This is a genomic window from Pseudomonas sp. TREG-RG-20F-10-E-6-01, assembly GCF_022662455.1.
In the GTDB taxonomy this organism is placed as follows: domain Bacteria; phylum Pseudomonadota; class Gammaproteobacteria; order Pseudomonadales; family Pseudomonadaceae; genus Aquipseudomonas.
Window position 1 is genome coordinate 291,692 of sequence record NZ_JAKNQP010000004.1, and the last position, 20,444, is coordinate 312,135.

General features: G+C 61.5%; 6 protein-coding genes. 4 read left to right on the forward strand and 2 right to left on the reverse strand.

What is annotated here, in order from left to right; genetic code table 11:
• Nucleotides 1–11 precede the first annotated feature (11 nt).
• Nucleotides 12–1,292 (forward strand): aminotransferase class V-fold PLP-dependent enzyme, encoded by a 1,281-nt coding sequence (locus L8K08_RS15425; protein WP_242198371.1) that lies wholly within the window; start codon nt 12–14, stop codon nt 1,290–1,292.
• 28 nt (nt 1,293–1,320) lie between these two features.
• Nucleotides 1,321–2,190, forward strand: coding sequence for a formylglycine-generating enzyme family protein (locus L8K08_RS15430; protein ID WP_242198374.1), 870 nt, complete (start codon nt 1,321–1,323; stop codon nt 2,188–2,190).
• An 878-nt stretch (nt 2,191–3,068) separates the two neighbouring features.
• On the opposite strand, the gene L8K08_RS15435 is transcribed toward L8K08_RS15430, so the two are convergent.
• Nucleotides 3,069–3,896: a N(5)-hydroxyornithine transformylase PvdF gene (locus L8K08_RS15435; protein WP_242198377.1), complete on the reverse strand. Its 828-nt coding sequence runs from the start codon at nt 3,894–3,896 to the stop codon at nt 3,069–3,071.
• A 199-nt stretch (nt 3,897–4,095) separates the two neighbouring features.
• On the opposite strand from L8K08_RS15435, the gene L8K08_RS15440 reads away from it, so the two are divergent.
• Nucleotides 4,096–5,748 carry a cyclic peptide export ABC transporter gene (locus L8K08_RS15440; RefSeq protein WP_242198380.1) on the forward strand — a complete coding sequence of 551 codons (1,653 nt, stop codon included), beginning with the start codon at nt 4,096–4,098 and terminating at the stop codon, nt 5,746–5,748.
• Nucleotides 5,749–5,902: 154 nt separating this feature from the next.
• A complete protein-coding gene (locus L8K08_RS15445; RefSeq protein WP_277933640.1) occupies nt 5,903–8,299 on the forward strand; it encodes a TonB-dependent siderophore receptor in 2,397 nt (798 codons plus the stop codon).
• A gap of 290 nt (nt 8,300–8,589) precedes the next feature.
• Here the strand turns inward: L8K08_RS15445 and L8K08_RS15450 are convergent, their stop codons facing one another.
• Nucleotides 8,590–20,442, reverse strand: coding sequence for a non-ribosomal peptide synthetase (locus L8K08_RS15450; protein ID WP_242198386.1), 11,853 nt, complete (start codon nt 20,440–20,442; stop codon nt 8,590–8,592).
• Nucleotides 20,443–20,444: the final 2 nt, after the last annotated feature.

The following is a 20,444-nucleotide window of genomic DNA, read 5'->3' on the forward strand; positions in this document are numbered from 1 at the left end:
GAAGCACGTCCATGACTGATCGCCGTACATTTCTCAAACAGGCCGGTGTCTTCGCCGCCAGCCTGCCGCTGGGCGCTGCGCTGATACCTCAAGCATTGGCCGACAACCCGGCACCCGCTGCGAACGACCCATGGACGGGATTGAAACAGCTGTTCAACCAGGACCCGAACTACCTGCACTTCTCCAACTTCCTGGTGGCCTCGCACCCCAAGCCGGTGCGCGAGGCGATCGACCGCTACCGCCAGCAGATCGACCGCAACCCAGGGCTGGCGATGGATTGGGGGCTTGAGGAAACCTGGAAACGCGAAGGCCAGGTACGGGAATGGGCCGGTCGCTACTTGAACGCCAAGCCGGCGCAAATTGCCCTCACCGGCAGCACCTCCGAAGGGCTGGCGATGATCTACGGCGGGATAAAGCTGCGACCCGACCAGGAAATCCTCACCACCGTGCACGAGCATTACGCCACCCAGAACGTCCTGGATTTTCGCGTGCTCAAGCAAGGCACGCAGGTGCGCCGGTTCAGGCTGTTCGAAGACGCCAATCGCGTGTCTGCCGACGAAATCCTCGGCAATATCCAGCGCAGTATTCGCCCCAACACCCGCGTGCTGGGCATGACCTGGGTGCAGTCGGGCAGCGGCGTGAAACTACCGATTGGCGAGATCGGCAGGCTGGTGGATGCACTCAACCGTCACCGCGATGAAAACGACCGCATTCTCTACGTGGTGGACGGCGTGCACGGTTTTGGCGTGGAAAACCTCGACTTCCCCGACATGCACTGCGACTTCTTTATCGCCGGCACACATAAATGGATGTTCGGTCCGCGCGGTACCGGCCTGGTGTGCGCCCGTGACGCCGAAAACAAATACGTGACGCCGATGGTGCCGACCTTCTCCGAAGACACCAATTTCGCCACCACTATGACGCCCGGCGGTTACCACGCTTTTGAGCATCGCTGGGCGGTGGACGAAGCCTTCAAGCTGCATTTGCAGTTGGGCAAGCCGCAAGTGCAGGCGCGCATTCACGCGCTCAACAGCGAATTGAAAAGCCGTTTGCTGGCTCACTCGCAGATCGAGCTGGTGACGCCGCGCAGCCCTGATCTCTCCGCCGGTTTTACCTTCTTCCGCGTCAAGGGCCAGGACAGCGAGGCCGTGGTCGCTCACATGATGAAAAACCGCGTGGTGATCGATGCGGTAGACCGCGATGTCGGCCCCGTGATTCGCACCTCCCCCGGTCTGCTTAACAGCTCGGATGAGATCCAGCGTTTCATGAGTTTGCTGAGCCAACGGCTGTGAACCCTTTTCCTTTGAACGAGATGCCCACATGACTCCATCCCGACTCAAGCCCCTCACTGCCCTGGCGCTGACCGCCCTGTGCGGCGCACTGTTGCCAGGCCTGGCCCAGGCCGCCGCGCAACCGGGCAAAGTATTCAAAGACTGCAAGGACTGCCCGGAAATGGTCGTGCTGCCGGCCGGCACCTTTACCATGGGCACCCCGGAAGACGAAGTCGGCCGCGAGCCCGACGAAGGCCCGATGCATGAGGTGACCTTCGCCAAACCCTTTGCCATGAGCCGCTTCCATATCACCGCCGGTGAATGGGACAGCTATATCCGCCAGACCGGCGTCAAGATCGCCGACGGCGACACCCGCCCAGGGCGCGAATGCATCGCCAGCAAACCACGCTACCCACAAGGCCCGCGCCAGCCGGCGGTGTGCATGGACATGGACGACATCAAGAACTATGTGGCCTGGCTGTCGAAAAAGACCGGGCAGAAGTACCAGATGGTCAGCGAAGCGCAGCGTGAATATGCGGCGCGTGCGGGCACCACCGGCCCGTTTCCGTTTCCTTTCGATGAGGGCAAGGGTTACAGCATCGCCGAACATGCCAACACTTACGGCCCGGCGGATGGCTACAGCTATTCCTCGCCGGTGGACAGCTACCCGCCGAATGCGTTCGGCATGTACGACATGCACGGCAATGTCTATGAGCGGGTTGCCGACTGCGAGCACCCCAACTACGTCGGTGCGCCCACCGACGGCAGCGCCTGGGTCGAACCGAACTGCGAGAGCTACCAGATTCGCGGCAATGACTGGGGCGAAGCGCCCGTGTTTTCACGCTCGGGCAACCGCAACAATATTTACCCGCAAACGCGCGGCGACTGGATTGGCTTTCGGGTAGTGCGCGAGCTTTAAGCGCGGCGCCGTTCAAAATGTGGGAGCTGGTTTGCCTGCGATAGCGGTGTGTCAGTCATCCCTTTATCGCCAGGGCCGCCGCCTTCGCGGGCAAGCCCGCTCCCACATTTTGCCTTGCGTACATCAAGTAGAAATTCGCGGTAATGGCTGGGGCGGCTAGGCCTAGGGTCGTGCGCAAATACCAAGACCGCCACCATTCAAATGTGGGAGCTGGCTTGCCTGCGATAGCGGTGTGTCAGTCACCCCTGTATCGACAGGGCCGCCGCCTTCGCGGGCAAGCCCGCTCCCACATTTTGCCTTGCGTACATCAGGTAAAAATTCGCGGTACCTGTTGGGGCGACTGGGCTTAGGGTCGTGCGCAAACCGTCAAGACCGCCACCGTTCAAATGTGGGAGCTGGCTTGCCTGCGATAGCGGTGTGTCAGTCCCCCCTGTATCGACAGGGCCGCCGCCTTCGCGGGCAAGCCCGCTCCCACATTTTGCCTTGCGTACATCAGGTAAAAATTCGCGATACCTGTTGGGGCGGCTGGGCCTAGGGTCGTGCGCAAGCCGTCAAGACCGCCACCATTCAAATGTGGGAGCTGGCTTGCCTGCGATAGCGGTGTGTCAGTCACCCCTGTATCGACAGGGCCGCCGCCTTCGCGGGCAAGCCCGCTCCCACATTTTGCCTTGCGTACATCAGGTAAAAATTCGCGATACCTGTTGGGGCGGCTGGGCCTAGGGTCGTGCGCAAGCCGTCAAGACCGCCACCATTCAAATGTGGGAGCTGGCTTGCCTGCGATAGCGGTGTGTCAGTCACCCCTGTATCGACAGGGCCGCCGCCTTCGCGGGCAAGCCCGCTCCCACATTTTGGTTCTGCAGGTACCCATAGGGCTGTGTTCAGGCCTGCTTGGCCAACAACTCCAAGCCTTCGTGCAACGCCGGGAACAGGCTGTTGTTGAAGTTGTTCCAGCGCAGTTCGAGGATAGTGTCCTCGGGCGAGATCTCGGTTTTCAGCACGTCGTGAAACACTTCACCCGAATCAATGCCGTTATCCACGTAGTGGAACGACGCGCCGGTGAGGTACAGCGGCTCGGACGGCGTGGTGGCCTTGGTCGCCCAATCCACCACGGTTTGCCCGCGCGCACCATACAACGCGCTCCAGGTAGCGTACGCACCGCGGCGTTCATAAGGCGATTCGATGCGCGTAATGCCTGGGTGAATGTTCATGATGCGCCGCGCAAACGGCGCACCTGGCCGCACCAACTCATCCAGAATCACCAGCAAACCATCCAGCACGACGATATCGGCTTTCAATTCCACCAGCGTGTCGTGCAGGCGACGCTCGAAATCCTGCTTGCCGGCGATGTGCTCGGCGCTGCCGCGTGGCAGACGGCGATAGGTGGACGGCACGCTCAGCAACAAATCGTTAACCAACCGGCCCTGCACTTGCAGATCCGCCGGGTACAGCCACTGGCGGCCTGGTTTGTAGGCAAAGCCGTAATCGCTGACCAGTTGCTGGTCGCGCGGGTTCTGTTCGTCATCGTCGTACACCACGCCAACCAGGTTGTACGCCTCGCCCAATGGGGTGTCGTTCAACGAGCCCACCAGAAACTCCAGCACCGACTTCATGTAGCGCTCGTGGTCCTTGTAGGCCACCGGTTGCCCGGCCTTGTCGGCTGCGGCATTTCGCAGGGACCACACATACACCAGGTTCTTTTTCGTCATTGTTTCGCTCTCGCTGAATGGACTGCGCGCGGCGTCGATGCACGTGCGCCTACAGCACAAGAACGAACCAGCTGCGCGGCAATTTATGCCGCGCCACCAGCAAAGGGCACGCCGAGCTAAATACTCGCGCCGGCGCTTCGTTTGTCATGGGTAAGGGTCTGTGTGCCCAGCCCCTCTTTTCACTCTCCGGGAAGTACTTATGACCGACCCCAAACGCAGCGCCTTCAAGGGTCTGCTCGCCTTGCTCAGGCCCTTTCGTACCATCGTGACGATCTCCGTCGCCCTCGGCATGGTGGGCGGCCTGGCCATTACCTTGCTGCTCGCCACCATCAATAACGCGCTGCATTCGGTCAACGGCATGACCCAAGGCGTGGTCCTGACCTTTGCGGCGCTGTGCGTACTGGCGCTGATCAGCTCGATCATTTCCGACATCGGCACCAACTATGTCGGGCAACGCATCATTGCTGCCCTGCGCAAAGATCTGGGCGAGAAAGTGCTGTCGGCACCCATCGGCCAGATCGAGCGCTACCGCTCCCACCGGCTGATCCCGGTGCTGACCCATGACGTCGACACCATCAGCGATTTTTCTTTCGCCTTCACGCCACTGGCCATCGCCGCCACGGTGACCCTCGGTTGCCTGGGCTACCTTGCCTACCTGTCGGTGCCGATGTTCCTGATGATGGTGGTGGCGATCATCATCGGCAGCGCCGTGCAATTCATTGCCGGTGGCAAAGGCATCCAGGGCTTTGACTTGGCGCGCAGCCATGAAGATGAATTGCAGCGCTACTACAACGCGATCGCTTCCGGCGCCAAGGAGCTGCGCATGCACCGCCCACGGCGCTATCGCATGAATACCCATCGCATCCAGGAAACCGCAGACCGCATCAGCGATATCCAGGTGCGTTCGGTCAACATTTATATCCTCGCCAAGACGTTCGGCTCGATGCTGTTCTTCGTGGTAATCGGCCTGGCCCTGGCGATGCAGGCCTACAACCCGAACCCCGACCCTACGGTGATCACCGGCTTCGTGCTGGTGCTGCTGTACATGAAAGGCCCGCTGGAACACCTGCTCGGTTACCTGCCGGTGGTGGGCAAGGCCAAGATCGCCTTTGGCCGGATCAGCGAGCTGTCGGAGCGCTTCTCCTCCCCCGAACCGCACCTGCTGATGGATGACAGCGAAGCGCCAAAACCGGTCGTCAACAGCCTGGAACTGCGCGGCGTGAGCTACAGCCCACCGGCGATTGAAGGCAGCGAACCGTTCCACCTGGGGCCGATCAACCTGAGCATCAAACAAGGCGATATCGTGTTTATCGTCGGCGAGAACGGCAGCGGCAAGACCACCCTGATCAAACTGCTGCTGGGCTTGTATCCGCCCCAGGCGGGCGAGATCCGCCTGAACGGCGAGGCCGTCACCGACCCCGAGCGCGATGACTATCGCCAACTCTTCACAACGATCTTCTCCGACTACTACCTGTTCGACGATCTGGTGCAAGGCAGCGCCACCCACTCACTGGTTAGCGCCGCCAAATACCTGGAGCGCCTGGAGATTGCGCACAAGGTCAGCGTCAAGGACGGCGTGTTCAGCACCACCGACCTGTCTACCGGCCAACGCAAACGCCTGGCATTGGTCAACGCCTGGCTCGAAGAACGCCCGGTACTGGTGTTCGACGAATGGGCCGCCGACCAGGACCCGGCTTTCCGCCGGATTTTCTACACCGAGCTGCTGCCGGACCTCAAGCGCCTGGGCAAAACCATCATCGTAATCAGCCACGACGACCGCTACTTCGACATCGCCGATCAATTGGTGCGACTGCGCGCCGGCCAGGTGGTGCACGAAATGGAGCCTGCCTGAAATTTATTTTCCGGTTTTTACAAGTAGGAACGTCTCACTAGTGGTAATGAGAACAATACTCAATAAACACCTATAACTTGCCCACTTAAACATAGAAGAGAAAGCATCCATGCCAGCAAGACTCGGTCTCAGCCCCCTGAGCAAAGCGCTATCCATGCGCCGGGCCCTGAACATCAATCTTCTTCCGAGCGCCTTGGCCCTGGCGATATCGCTGCCGGTTGCAGGTTATGCGCAGGCACAGGAGATCGAGCTGGATATTCCTGCGCAGTCGCTGGGGAGCGCGCTGCAGGAGTTTGGGCGCCAGACCAACGTGCAGGTGCTGTACAGCCCGAGCGATGTGCAGGGCAAGAGCAGCCGCGCAGTCAAGGGCAAAATGGAACCGCAGCGGGCAATCGACACCTTGCTGGGTGGCACAGAGACAACCCACACCTTCAATGGCAACTCGCTGACCGTGACCGCCGCCGGTACATCCGCAGCGTTGGAATTGAGCCCTACCGAGGTAACCGGCAACGCCCTGGGCAACATCACCGAGGGCTCCGGTTCCTACACGCCAGGCACCATTGCCACGGCAACCCGCTTGAGCCTGACGCCGCGGCAAACCCCGCAGTCGATTACGGTGATCACCCGCCAGCACATCGAAGACTTTGGCCTCAATAACGTCGATGACGTGATGCGCCACACCCCGGGCATCACCGTGTCGGCCTATGACACCGACCGTACCAACTATTATTCCCGTGGTTTTTCGGTCAACAGCTTCCAGTACGACGGCATTCCGTCCACCGTGCGCAACGTTGGCTATTCGGCAGGTAACACCCTGAGCGACATGGCGATCTACGACCGCGTCGAAGTTCTCAAGGGCGCCACCGGCCTGCTCAACGGTGCCGGCTCTCTGGGCGCGACCATCAACCTGATTCGCAAGAAGCCCACCTCGGAATTCAAAGGCCATGTGCAACTGGGCGCAGGTTCCTGGGACAACTACCGCAGCGAAGTCGACGTCAGCGGCCCGTTGACCGACAGCGGCAACGTCCGTGGTCGCGCAGTGGCGGCGTACCAAGACAAAAATTCCTTCATGGACCACTACTCCCGCAAGACCGAAACCTACTACGGTATTACCGAGTTCGACCTGTCCCCCGATACCATGCTGACCGTGGGCTTCGACTACCAGGACAGCATTCCACAAGGTTCAAGTTGGTCTGGTTCCTTCCCGCTGGTGAAATACGACGGCAGCATCAACAAGATGCCCCGCTCCTACAACAACGGCACCACCTGGAGTTCCTGGGAACAAAACACCCGCACCGCCTTTGCCATGCTCGAGCATGATCTGGGCGATGGCTGGGTCACCAAGTTCCAACTTGACCACAAGATCAACAGCTACCACGCCGACCTTGGCTCGATTCAGTTCGTTGAGCCCCAGTCCGATGGCAGCGCAACGATCAATGGGCAGAAGTACACGGGCGAAACCAAAAGCACCTCGGCCGATCTGTATGCCACCGGGCCTTTCAGCTTGTTCGGCCGCGACCATGAACTGGTCGTAGGCGGCTCGATCGGCACCTCGCGCTGGCAGGGCAAGGGTTATTGGTCACCGGAATGGCCAGGCGGCAACAAAGTCGATTTCTACAACTGGAATGGCAAGATCGCCAAGCCGATCTACGGCCCGGTCCAGCAGTACACCGACGACAATATCCGTCAGACCGGCTACTACGTGACGACACGCTTGAACGTAATGGATGACCTGAACGTGATTCTCGGCGGTCGCGTCGCCAACTATCACGTCACCGGTATTAACCCCTCCTATAAGGAAACCGGCCGGTTCATCCCGTATGCGGGTGTGATCTATGACCTGAACGACAATTTCTCGGTGTACACCAGCTATACCGATATTTTCCAACCTCAGGAAAGCACCTATAAAGACCGCAACCAGACGCTGCTCGAGCCGGACGAAGGGCAAAACTACGAGATAGGCTTGAAGGGCGAGTTCTTCGAAGGCCGCTTGAACACCAGCCTTGCGTATTTCGAGGTGCATGAGACCAATCGCGCTATCTCTGACGATGCCTACAACAACCAAACCCCGACACCCGACAATTATGCGTTCAAGGGTTCCAAGGCCGTCACCAAAGGCTACGAAGCAGAAATCTCCGGTGAGCTGAGCCCAGGCTGGCAGCTGCAGGGCGGTTACACCCACAAGATCGTGCGCGACGAAGACGGCAAGAAAATCTCCACCTTCGAGCCGGAAAATCAGGTCAACCTGAACACCACCTACAAACTCAAGGGTGCTCTGGATAAGTTCACCGTCGGTGGCGGTGTGCGCTGGCAGACCAAGGCTTGGAATGAAATCTGGAACCAGCCGCTCAATAAAAACCAGGACATCACCCAGTCGTCCTACACAGTGGTGGACCTGATGACCCGCTACCAGGTCACCAAGAACCTCTCGGCGACCGTCAACCTCAACAATATCTTCGACACCACCTACTACACCAACGTGGGCTTCTATAACTCGGCCGCCTACGGTGATCCGCGTAACGTGATGTTCAGCACCCGCTGGGACTTCTGATCAAATGCACTGATCACCCAAGCGATCAACCCAACGCCCGATGAAAGCGCCGCTCTCATCGGGCTTTTTTATGCCTGTGTATTAAGGCCATGCTCGGTCAACTGTGGGAGCTGGCGTGTCTGCGATGCATGCACCTCGAAATATCAGGCCCCCAGTCGATGCCATCGCAGGCAAGCCAGCCCCCACAGAAAATCACGTCTGCGGAGCCCTTTTTTGATGCCTGCCCGGCCTGAAATCCAGCACAAAAAAACCCGGATCAATGATCAGGGTTGATTCGTGCGTCGCCCTCCTTACTCCATGGCGGCCACCAGGCTGTTGATGAACGCGGCGCTGTCGATAATGCCGTCATGATCGGTGTCGATCATCACCGAACGCTCGATGCGCCCCTGCCCAATCACCTTCGCCATGTTCTGTTCGATCAGGTCCTTGAACTGCCCCGCGCGGCTCAATGAGGCCCACCAGCAACTGACCGACGCCTGGATCGGCTTGAAGTCCGCCGCTTCCAAGCGTTCGCTCAACGCACGGTCAACCTCCCAGGAAATCTGCGCCTCGTTGCCACGCAGCAACTCTTCCTTGATGCGGGTAAAACCTTCACCCAAATGCTGCTCTGCCCAGGCCACGAACGCGTACCATTGCCCGTCTTCATCCGCTGCCTGACGCTGGCACTCCTGCCACGCACCTTCAATCTGCTCGGAAAACGCCGGGAACATTGCCCCAAGCAACGCCGCACGGCGCTCATTGGCGGATGCCTCGCGCCCCTCCTCCACGATCACCGCGTCCCAATACGGCTTGAGCCACTGCGGCGGCGCCGAATCGATCCAGCCGACAAACTCCACCTCACGCCCTGCTTGCTCTAGCGCGTAGGCGACTTCCATCGCCAGGTTGCCGCCCAGCGACCAACCGGCCAAGCGATAGGCACCCTGTGGCTGAGCCGCCAATAATTGCGCGGCGTAATCGTCAACCATCGCCTGCCATTCAGGCACCGACGCGCCCTCTTCCACCAGCGCACGACAGATCACCCCGTACACCGGGCGTTGCTCGCGCAGCGCCAGGGCGATCGCGGTGTAGCAATGCACCGAACCAAAGCTTGGGTGGAACATGAACAGCGGCGTACCTTGGGTCTGGCTGTTGAGCTTGACGATCAACTCGCTGCGCGCATCGCCCTGCAGGCAATTAACCTGCCCGCGCACGGTTGGGTTGAGCATCAATTGGCTGACAGACAGGTTGACCCCGCTGACCTGCCGGATGCGCTCCTTGAGCAACAGCACGCGCAAGGAGTGGCCGCCCAACTCGAAGAAGTTGTCGTTCAACCCCACCCGCTCAACACCCAGCACCTCACTCCAGATCGCTGCAACCTGTTGCTCAATCTCGCTGTGCGGCGCCTGGTATTGGTCTGCGCCGCTGGCTTCAGGCTTGGGCAGCGCCTTGCGATCCAGTTTGCCATTCGGGCTCAGCGGCATCTGCTCAAGCACGACCCACTGCGCGGGCACCATATAATCCGGCAAGTGCGCAGACAAGTGCGTGCCGACCACGGATTTCCAATCCTCACTCGGCGCCTGCAATACCAGGTAACCCACCAAATGCGTGCCGTCCACGGCCAGCACGGCCGCTTCACGCACGCACTCATGCTCCAGCAGACGCGCCTCGATTTCACCCAACTCGATGCGCAGCCCGCGCAGTTTGACCTGATGGTCGATGCGGCCCGCGTACTCGATCACACCGTCGTCGCGATAGCGCGCCAGGTCGCCAGTGCGGTACAGCCGCTCTCCACTGCCGAAGGGGTCAGTCACAAAACGCTCAGCGGTCAACGCCGGCCGACGGTGATAACCCCGCGCCAGGCCAATACCGCCCAGGTACAACTCGCCCAACACGCCCACCGGCGCCGGCTCCAGGTTGCTGTCCAGCACGTAGCAGCCCAGGTTGGCGATGGGCTGGCCAATCGGCACGGCATCACTGCCTTCCTCGACACAGGTCCAGTGGGTCACATCAATCGCGGCTTCCGTCGGCCCGTACAGGTTGTACAACCGGGCAGCGGGTAGCTTGGCAAAAACCTGTTGCTGCGCGTCCACCGGCAATGCTTCGCCGCTGCACACAATGCGTTGCAGGCTATGGCAAGAGCCGACCGCCGCGTCCTGCAAGAAGGCTTGCAGCATGGATGGCACAAAGTGAAGCGTGGTGACCTGCTCGGCGTTGATCAAGCTGATCAACCGGGCCGGATCGCGATGATCTCCCGGCGCTGCCGCCACCAGACGCGCGCCGGTCATCAGTGGCCAGAAGAACTCCCACACCGACACGTCAAAACTGAACGGGGTTTTCTGCAGCACCGTATCGCCGCCATCCAGGCTGTATGCCTGCTGCATCCAGCAAAGTCGATTGGTCAATGCCGAATGCCGATTGCCGGCGCCCTTGGGCTGCCCGGTCGAGCCCGAGGTGTAGATCACATACGCCAGGTTCTCGCCATCCACTGCAACATCAGGATTGTGCTCGCTGTAACCTTCAAGCCATGCTTCGCCGGTCTCCAGCACCAGGCTTTGCACGCCTGTCGAGAGCGGCAGTTGCGCCAACAAATGTGCCTGGGTCAGCAGCAGATTCACGCCACTGTCTTGCAGCATATAACTGAGTCGGTCACGCGGGTATTCCGGGTCCAGCGGCACATAGGCGCCGCCGGCCTTGAGCACGGCCAACAGGCCGACAACCAGCTCGATGGAGCGCTCCACCGCCAGCCCCACCAGCACGTCCGGCCCGACACCCGCCGCCACCAAACGATGCGCCAGGCGGTTGGCCCGACGGTTAAGTTCGGCGTAGCTCAACTGCTGCCCGGCAAAGGCCAGGGCCGGACTGTGCGGCGTACGTAGCACCTGGGCCTCAATCAACTGATGCACGCCCTGATGCAGCGGGTAAGTCTGAGCCGTGGCGTTCCAGGCCAGCAACGTCTCACGCTCGGCCCGGGTCACGGACGGCAGTGCGGCCAGGCGTTGGTCGGCATCGACAATCAAGGCATTCAATAACTGCTGGAAGTGCTCGGCCAAGCGCTGGATATGTGCGGCGCTGAAGGCCTGGCGGTCATAGTTGAACTCAAGCCCGAGGCTGTCGCCCATGCCCAGCAGCACGGTCAACGGGTAGTGCGTCTGCTCCAGGCTGTGCACCGCACCAAAGCGCAGGCCCGACGGCGCGCCTTGCTCCAACGCCTCGGACACCGGGTAGTTCTCGAACACCAGGATGCTGTCGAACAGCGCCTCGCCACCCAACCCGGCCCAACGCTGGATCTCGAACAGCGGCGTGTGTTCTTGCTCGCGCAAGCGCACGTTCTGCGCCTGGATCTGTTGCAGCCACTGGCTGACCGACAGCTGCGCCTCAGGCGTGGCCACCACAGGCAGCGTGTTGATAAACAAACCGACTTGCTGCTCGATACCGCGCAGCTCGGCCGGGCGACCTGCCACGGTGGCGCCGAAGGCCACGGTAGCCTGCCCGGTGTGATGTTGCAGCAGCAATAACCAGGCAGCTTGCACCAAGGTATTGAGCGTAACCTTGTTGCCTTGCGCGAACGCTTTGAGGCGTTCGGTGTGAGCGGCGTCAAAGCTCAGGCGATGCTCACCATTGGCCGCCAATGCAGCAGGCTCATTGCTCGACAGGCCAGGTGCAAGACGCGTAGGCGTCTGCAGATTGACCAGTTGAGCCTTCCAGAAGGCTTCGCTGACGGCCTTGTCCTGCGCCTGCAACCAGGCGATGTAGTCGCGGTAACGCCCGGTCGGTGCAGACAGCGGCTCGCCGGCATAGTGTTGCAACACCTCACCAAACAGCTGCGAACCACTCCAGCCATCCATCAGGATGTGGTGATTGGTGTAGATCAAGTGATAACTCGACGCACCCGTGCGTATCACCGACAGGCTCAACAGCGGCGCCTGCTCCAATACAAAACCTTGGACGCGTGCCGATTCGGCCAGGCTATCGAGTGCCTTAGGGCAATCGGCGCGGTCCTGCCAATCAAGCGCCTCAAGCGGCATTCGTCGCTGCTTGTAGACCACCTGCAACGGTTGCTCCACATCGGTCTGCCAGAGGAAGCCGCTGCGCAGGATTTCATGCCGGTCAACCGCCGCCTGCCAGGCCTGGCGGAAGCGCGGTACATCCAAACCGTCCACATCGATGCGCATCTGGTTGATGTAATCGCCCGACCCTTCGCCATACAGCGACTGGAACAACATACCTTGCTGCATCGGCGACAATGGGTACAGGTCTTCAACCTCAGAAACGGCAAGCGGCAACGCATCCAGTTGAACTTGCGACAGGCGCGCCAGCGGGAAGTCCGACGGCGTCACGCCCTGATTGGCCGCAGCACAGCAGTGTTCGATCAAGGCTTTGAGTTCCAACGCGTACTCATCAGCCAGCTGTTGCACGGTTGCTTGGGCGAACATGGCCTGGCTGAAACTCCAGTTCAACTTCAGCTCGCCGCCGTACACCTGGCCATTGATTTCCAGCCAGTTGCCCAGCGGCGCATCGAGGCTTTGTTCGGCGCCACTGGCGTCACCGGAAGGCGCGAACAAGCCCTCCTGTTCGCCGCTCTCGAAGCTGGTGTCGAACTGTCCCAAGTAATTGAACGTGATGCGCGGGCGCGGCAAACCCGCCAATGCCTGTTGCGCCTCGGCACTGCCCAGGTAACGCAAGGCGCCAAAGCCCAGGCCTTTGTGTGGTACCGCGCGCAGCTGTTCCTTGATCTGTTTGAGCGAACCCGCCAGGGAGTCGGTTGGTGCCAATTGCAATGGATAAAGGCTGGTAAACCACCCGACGGTGCGAGTCAGGTCGATCTCGTCGAACAGGTCCTCACGGCCGTGGCCTTCCAGGCGGATCAGCATCGACGCGTCACCGGTCCAGCGCACGATAACGCGCGCCAAAGCGGTCAGCAGCACGTCATTGATCTGGGTCCGGTAGGCACTTGGAGCGTCTTGCAACAAGCGCCGGGTAAACCCTTGATCCAAGTGCGTCGTCACGCTCAGGGCATGCCGGTTACTGACACTGGCCTGCGGGTCGGCGCCCGGCAAACCGGCGCGGCTGCCCTGCAGCTGCGACTGCCACCACGACAACTCCTCGGCCAGCGCCGCAGTACCGGCGTACGCTTGCAAACGCTCGGCCCAGGCGCGGGTGGAACTGGTCTTGGACGGCAGCACCACGCTGACGCCTTCGACCAGTTGGTGGTAGGCGGTTTGCAGATCTTCCAACAGGATGCGCCAGGACACACCGTCCACCACCAAGTGATGGATCACCAACAATAAGCGTTGCGAGCCGTCGGCCATGCCCACCAACACCGCACGCAGCAGCGGGCCTTGGCTCAGGTCGAGGCTGCGCTGGGCTTCTTCGCCCAGGGCCTCAAGCTCTTCAGCGGTGTTCAGCGTGGTCTGCCACAACACCTGTTCGGCCTGATGCTGCTGCGCAGTTCGATACACCGCACGCCAGCCGTCTGCACCTTGGACAAACATAGTGCGCAGGGCGTCGTGATGCACGATCAACGCCTCAAGTGCCGCCAACAGCACAGGCACCTCCAACCGTTGGTGCGGCTGCAGCACCACCGACTGGTTCCAGTGCTCGCGCTGCGGGATGTCATCGGCAAAAAACGCGTGCTGGATCGGCAGTAGCAGCAACTCGCCGGTCAGCGCCGACTGATCCAGCACCACTGCGCCCTCACCTTCGCGGGCTACGGCTGCCAGGCTCTGCACCGTCTGGTGCTGGAACAGGTCCTTGGGCGTGAAGCGCACACCCGCTTGGCGGGCGCGGCTGACCACCTGGATCGAAATGATCGAGTCGCCGCCCAGTTCAAAGAAATTGTCATGCAAGCCCACACGCGGCAGGCGCAGCACGTCGGACCAGATCGCGGCAATCTTCTGCTCCAGTTCACTCTGTGGCGCTACGTAGACCTGCTGCATCTGGCTCACGTCGGGCAGCGGCAAGCCTTTGCGGTCCAACTTGCCATTGGGCGTCAGCGGCATGCGCGGCAAAAACATCAGATGCGTGGGCACCATGTAATCCGGCAGACGGGTTTTCAAGGCACGACGCAGCGCCTCGCGGCCGTTCGATTGCGCCACGGCATCGTCGATCAACGCCGGGTCCAACGGCACCACATAGGCGACCAATTGCTTGCCGGATGGGCCCTCCTGAGCCACCACCACGGTTTCACCGACACTGTCCTGCTCGCGCAGACAGGCTTCGATTTCACCCAATTCGATACGGAAACCACGGATTTTCACCTGATGGTCGACACGGCCCAGGTAGTCCACCACACCGTCCGGGCGACCACGGGTCAAGTCGCCGCTGCGGTACACGCGGCTGCCAGGTTTGCCGAACGGGTCCGGTACGAAACGCTCAGCGGTCAGTGCCGGACGCTCGAGGTAACCACGCGCCACACCCTCACCGCCCAGGTACAACTCACCAGCGACGCCGATGGGTTGCAGGTTCAACTGCGCATCCAATACGTAACCGCTGCGGTTGCCCAGCAACGTGCCGATGGGCGCATACACCGCGCCGCACGGGTCGCCCTTACGGGCTTTCCACAGCAGCGGCGTCACCACGGTTTCGGTCGGGCCGTAGCCGTTGAACAAGTAGGTGGGTTTCAGTGCGCGCCATGCCAGGTCGTAACTCGCCTGGGCTACCGCGTCCCCGCCAAAGCAGTAGACGCGCACTGCCGGTGGGTTGCCATCGCGTTCGGCGTGCTCGGCCAGTTGTTGCAGGTAAACCGGTGGGAACACCGCCATCGTCACATTGTGGCGGTGCATTTGGGCGTAGGTGTACTCCGGCAACCACAGGCTGTCGTCGCGGATCAGCACGCTGGCGCCGTTGATCAGCGGGTGCATCCAGCCTTCGTGGGAGCCATCGAAAGCGAACGACATGAAGTGCAGTTCGCAATCCGCCGGGCCGGTTTCGTAACGCTCACCGGTGGCGATGATGTGCGCCACCAGCGGACCGTGGGACACGGCCACCCCTTTGGGCATACCGGTGGAGCCGGAGGTGTAGATCACGTAGGCCAGGTTGTCGCCGTCCAGTGCCACCTGAGGGGCGCTGTCGTCAGCCTCGGCCCAAGTTTGGACCTGATCAACCGCAAGCGCTTCCAGGCCTTCGGGGATCGGCAGCCGCTGCTGCACAGCCGAGTGGGTCAGCAACAATTTTGCACGGCTGTCTTGCATCATGTACAGCAGGCGATCACGTGGGTATTCCACGTCCAACGGTACGTAGACGCCACCGGATTTCATCACCGCCAGAAACGCCACCATGATCTCGGCACTGCGCGGCATGGCGATGGCCACGCGTACTTCCGGCCCCACACCTCGGGCGATCAGCGCATGCGCCAGGCGATTGGCCTGGCCATCGAGTTCACCATACGTCAGGGTTTGCGAATCGAATTTCACTGCCACTGCATTCGGGTTTTCCCGCGCACGGTCGGCGACCAATTCGTGCACCAGGCGTTTGGCCGAGAAGCCCGAATCGGTGCAGTTCCACAGGTGCAGAATCTGTTGCTGCTCGGCACTGTCCAACAGCGGCAATTGGCTGAGGCTTTGCTGCGGGTTGGCGACCATGCCCTGCAACAGGTTCTGCCAATGGCGAGCCATACGTTGCACGGTGCCGGCCTCAAACAAATCCTGGGCATACCCCAGCGTGGCCCAGATACCCTCGTTGGATTCCTGGATATCCAGGTCCAGATCGAAGTGCGCGGTCTTGCTCTCCCAGTCCAGCCCCTCTACCCGCAACTGCGGCAGTTGGTGCTGAACCTGGGCCTGACCCACATCGGTCTGGTGGTTGAACATCACCTGGAACAACGGGTTGTGGCTCAGGCTGCGCTCCGGTTGCAAGGCTTCGACCAGTTGCTCGAACGGCAGGTCCTGATGCGCCTGAGCATCCAGCGCGCGCTGGCGCGTGTGCTGCAATAACTGCTCGACGCTCATCTGGCCATGCAGGTCGGCCTTGAGCACTTGCGTGTTGACGAAGAAGCCGATCAGGCGCTCGGTTTCCCTGCGATTGCGGTTGGCAATCGGCACGCCGACGCGGATTTCTTCCTGACCGCTGTAGCGGTGCAGCAAGGTCTGGAACGACGCCAGCAACAGCATGAACAGTGTCACACCTTGCTGCCTGGCCAATGCCTTGAGGTCATGGGCCAGTGTCGGCGCCAGCTCGATAGGCAGGCGTGCGCCACGGTGGCTCTGCACCGCAGGGCGTGGGTGGTCGAAGGGCAGCTCCAACACGCTCTGCTCACCGCCCAGCACCTCGCGCCAATAGGCCAGTTGGCGCGCTTTCTCACCCGCGCCCATCCAGTTGCGTTGCCACACAGCGTAGTCAGCGTACTGAATCGGCAACGCCGGCAATTGCACGCCCTGCCCTTGGCTGTACGCGGCGTAAAGCTGTACCAGTTCCTCCACCACCAGCTGCATCGACCAACCATCGGACACGATGTGATGCTGAACCAGTACCAACACATGCTCGTCAGCCGCCAGACGCAGCAGCGCCACGCGCAGCAACGGCCCCTGTTGCAGGTCGAACGGCTTGGCAATTTCAGCTTCTACTCGCGCCTTGAGCTGGGCCTCCTCGACATCGCCACACACTATCTGCACCGACGCCAACGGGTCGATCACCTGCACTGCGCCGTCGTGGGTCTGGCGCACATGCGTGCGCAGGCTTTCATGCCGTGCCAGCAACGTGTCGAAACTGCGCTGCAACGCGGCAATGTCCAACTGCCCTTTCAAACGCAAGGCACTGGGCACGTGATACGCCGCGCTTTGCGGCTCCAGTTGCCAGAGGAACCACTGGCGCTCCTGGGCATACGACAACGGCAGCGGTTGGTCACGCCCCACCGGCACCAGCGCCGGCGCCTTTGGCGTGGTTGGGGAATGGGCTTCAATAGCGGCGACGAAACCGTCCAGGCGCGGCTGCTCGAACAGAGCCTTGAGCGGCACTTCCAGGTTCAGCGCCTGGCGAAGGCGCGAGACCACCTGCATCGCCAGCAACGAATGCCCACCCAGCTCGAAAAAATGCTGGGTCAGGCCTACACGCTCAGTGCCGAGGATATCGGCCCAGATCGCCGCAACCTGCTGTTGCAGGGCGGTAACCGGCGCTTGCCAATCGCTTTGCGCCGACGTGGCATCCGGTTTGGGCAAGGCCTGGCGGTCCAGCTTGCCATTGGGGTTCAACGGCATGCGTGCGAGGAAAATCAGATGAGCCGGCACCATGTAATCCGGCAATTGCTCGCGCAGGCTGGCCTTGAGTTGCTCACCAGCAGCCAACTGTTCTTGCTCGGCCAGCGGTTGCGTCGGCACCACATAGGCCAGCAGCTGATTGTCAGCCGCCAGCAACAGCGTTTCGCGCACGCCTGCCTGGGCCAGCAGCAACGCCTCGATCTCACCCAGCTCGATACGGAAACCACGGATCTTGACCTGATGATCGACCCGCCCGACGTACTCGATCACGCCATCAGCGCGACGGCGAGCCAGGTCACCCGTGCGATACAGGCGCGCACCCGAATGACTGAAAGGGTCGGCGACAAACCGTTCCGCCGTCAGCGCAGGGCGTTGCAGATAGGCACGCGCCAGGCCGCTTTCACTGGCGATATACAGCTCACCCACGGCACCGACCGGCAGCAGGTTCAAATCACGGTCGAGCACATACAACCCACGCCCCGCCAGCGCGCGGCCGATAGGGCTGTTGCTGGCGCCGATCATAGTGGTGTCGGCGCTGCAGTCCAGCACGCTGGACACCACGGTCGCCTCGGTCGGCCCATAAGTATTGAGCAGGCGCACATGCCCAAGCCCAGCACGACGCCACAACGCCGGGCCATCCAGCGGCATGGCTTCGCCGCCGATATGCACCTGGCGCAGTGCGCCGTAAGCGCGCGGGCCCGCCGCCAGGCAATCCTGCAAAAAGAGTTTCCAGTAGGCCGTGGGCAAGTCGGCCAGGGTGATGCCCTGAGCAATAACCTGCCGGTACAGCTCGGCACCGTCCCACAGTTGCGCGCCACGCAGCACCACGGTGGCACCGAGGGTCAGGGCTGGGTACAGCTGCTCGACGAAGCCGTCGAAGTTCAAGGTCGCGAACTGCAGAACTCGGTCGTCCGCAGTCAGGCACGAATAGTCAGCGGCAATGCTCGCGAACTCACTCAAGGCGGCATGGCTGATGGCGACGCCCTTGGGCTTGCCGGTAGAGCCTGAGGTGTAGATGACGTAGGCCAGGTTGCGCGGTTCGAAGTCGAGCCCTAGATTGTGCTCGGCACATTGCGCCAGTTGCGCATCCGCCAGGTCGATGTCCAGGATCGCCAAAAGCCCAGGCAGCGGCAGGCGCTGACGCAGCGACGATTGCGTGAGCACCAGCCTCACGCCGCTGTCTTCAAGCATGTGCAGCAGGCGCTCACGCGGGTATTCCGGGTCGAGCGGCACGTACGCACCGCCCGCCTTGAGCACCGCCAGCAGGCTCACCACCATGGCAAACGAACGCTCCACGGCGATGCCGACCAGCACTTCCGGGCCTACGCCCTGGGCGATCAGGTAGTGGGCCAGACGGTTGGCCTGGCGGTTCAACTCGCCATAGCTGATGGCCTGCTCGTCCAGCGCCAAGGCCTGGCGTTCAGGGTGCTGCCGGGCCTGAGCCTCGAACAGTTGATGCACCGCGTGCAGTTCGATGCCGGTAGCCGGCGCGTTCCACTCCTCGAGTACCACCGTTTGTTCGGCGGCGCCGAGCATCACCACATCACTGAGACGACTCTGCGGTGCGCTCACCACTGCGTGCAGCAGGTTCTGCCAGTGCTGCGCCAAACGCTCGATCGTTGCGGCCTCGAACAGGTCGGTCGCATAGGTCAGCGCCGCCCAGATGCCTTCGGCGGACTCATGGGTGTCCAGGCTCAAATCGAAGTGCGTGGTCTGGTTGTCCCAGTCCAGTTCCGAGACGCGCAGCCCTGGTAATTGCTGGCCCTCGCGCCCGCCCTGGGCGTCAGTCTGGTGGTTGAACATCACCTGGAACAATGGGTTGTGGCTCAGGCTGCGCTCGGGCTGCAACGCCACCACCAGTTGTTCGAACGGCAGGTCCTGATGGGCCTGGGCTTGCAGCGAGCGATGCTTGGTCTGCTGCAGCAGTTCGACGAAACTCATCTGCCCGTCAAGGTCGGCCTTGAGCACTTGGGTGTTGACGAAAAAGCCGATCAGCCGCTCGGTCTCGACCCGGTTGCGGTTGGCAATCGGCACGCCGACACGGATGTCCGACTGTCCGCTGTAGCGATAGAGCAAGGTCTGGAACGCAGCCAGCAGCAGCATGAACGGGGTCGCGCCCTCTTGCTGCGCAAGGCGCTTGATACCACTGACCAGCGTCGGTGACAGATGCACCTGCAAACTGGCACCGCGATGGCTTTGCTGAGCCGGTCGCGGGTGATCGAGGGGCAATTCCAGCACCGGTTGCTCGCCGCCCAGCAGTGACTCCCAGTACGCCAATTGACGGGCTTTCTCACCCGCTTCCATCCAGCCGCGCTGCCACAGGGCATAGTCAGCGTACTGGATCGGCAGGTCGGGCAATTCCAGGCTGCGGCCCTGGCTGCTGGCGGCATAGAGCTGCACCAGCTCCTCGACCATGACCTGCATCGACCAGCCATCGGAAATGATGTGGTGCTGCACCATCACCAGCACATGCTCATCGTCGGCCAGTTGCAGCAGCGTCACTCGCAACAGCGGTGCCTGGAGCAGATCGAAAGGCCGCGCGACCTCAGCTTCCACCTGCGCCATCAGGTGCTGTTCGTCCGTGCGTCGCTGCACGATTTCAACGCGAGCCTCAGGCATCACGGCCTGCAACAACTGCTCACCATCCTGTACCAACCGGGTACGCAGGCTTTCGTGGCGCGCCAGCAAACGGTCGAAACTGTGCTGCAGCGCCACCAGGTCCAACTGGCCTTGCAGGCGCAGCGCGCCAGGGATGTGATAGGTGGCGCTGTCAGGGTCCAACTGCCAGAGGAACCACTGGCGTTCCTGAGCGTAAGACAAGGGCAGCGCTTGGACCTCGTGGCGGGTCGGGGCAATCGGCAGTTGCGCGAAGCTCATGCCACGCGCTTGCAGGCGCTGATAAAACTGCTGACGTTGTTCAAGCGGCAGGCGAAGAAAGCGCGAGACCAGATCGATATTAGGGTTGGAAAGCATGG

Excerpts from the sequence above, each read along its gene's own strand:
- L8K08_RS15425 (WP_242198371.1), top strand. The coding sequence starts at position 12 with ATGACTGATCGCCGTACATTTCTCAAACAGGCCGGTGTCTTCGCCGCC.
- L8K08_RS15430 (WP_242198374.1), top strand. The coding sequence starts at position 1,321 with ATGACTCCATCCCGACTCAAGCCCCTCACTGCCCTGGCGCTGACCGCC.
- L8K08_RS15435 (WP_242198377.1), bottom strand. The coding sequence starts at position 3,896 with ATGACGAAAAAGAACCTGGTGTATGTGTGGTCCCTGCGAAATGCCGCA.
- L8K08_RS15440 (WP_242198380.1), top strand. The coding sequence starts at position 4,096 with ATGACCGACCCCAAACGCAGCGCCTTCAAGGGTCTGCTCGCCTTGCTC.
- L8K08_RS15445 (WP_277933640.1), top strand. The coding sequence starts at position 5,903 with ATGCGCCGGGCCCTGAACATCAATCTTCTTCCGAGCGCCTTGGCCCTG.
- L8K08_RS15450 (WP_242198386.1), bottom strand. The coding sequence starts at position 20,442 with ATGCTTTCCAACCCTAATATCGATCTGGTCTCGCGCTTTCTTCGCCTG.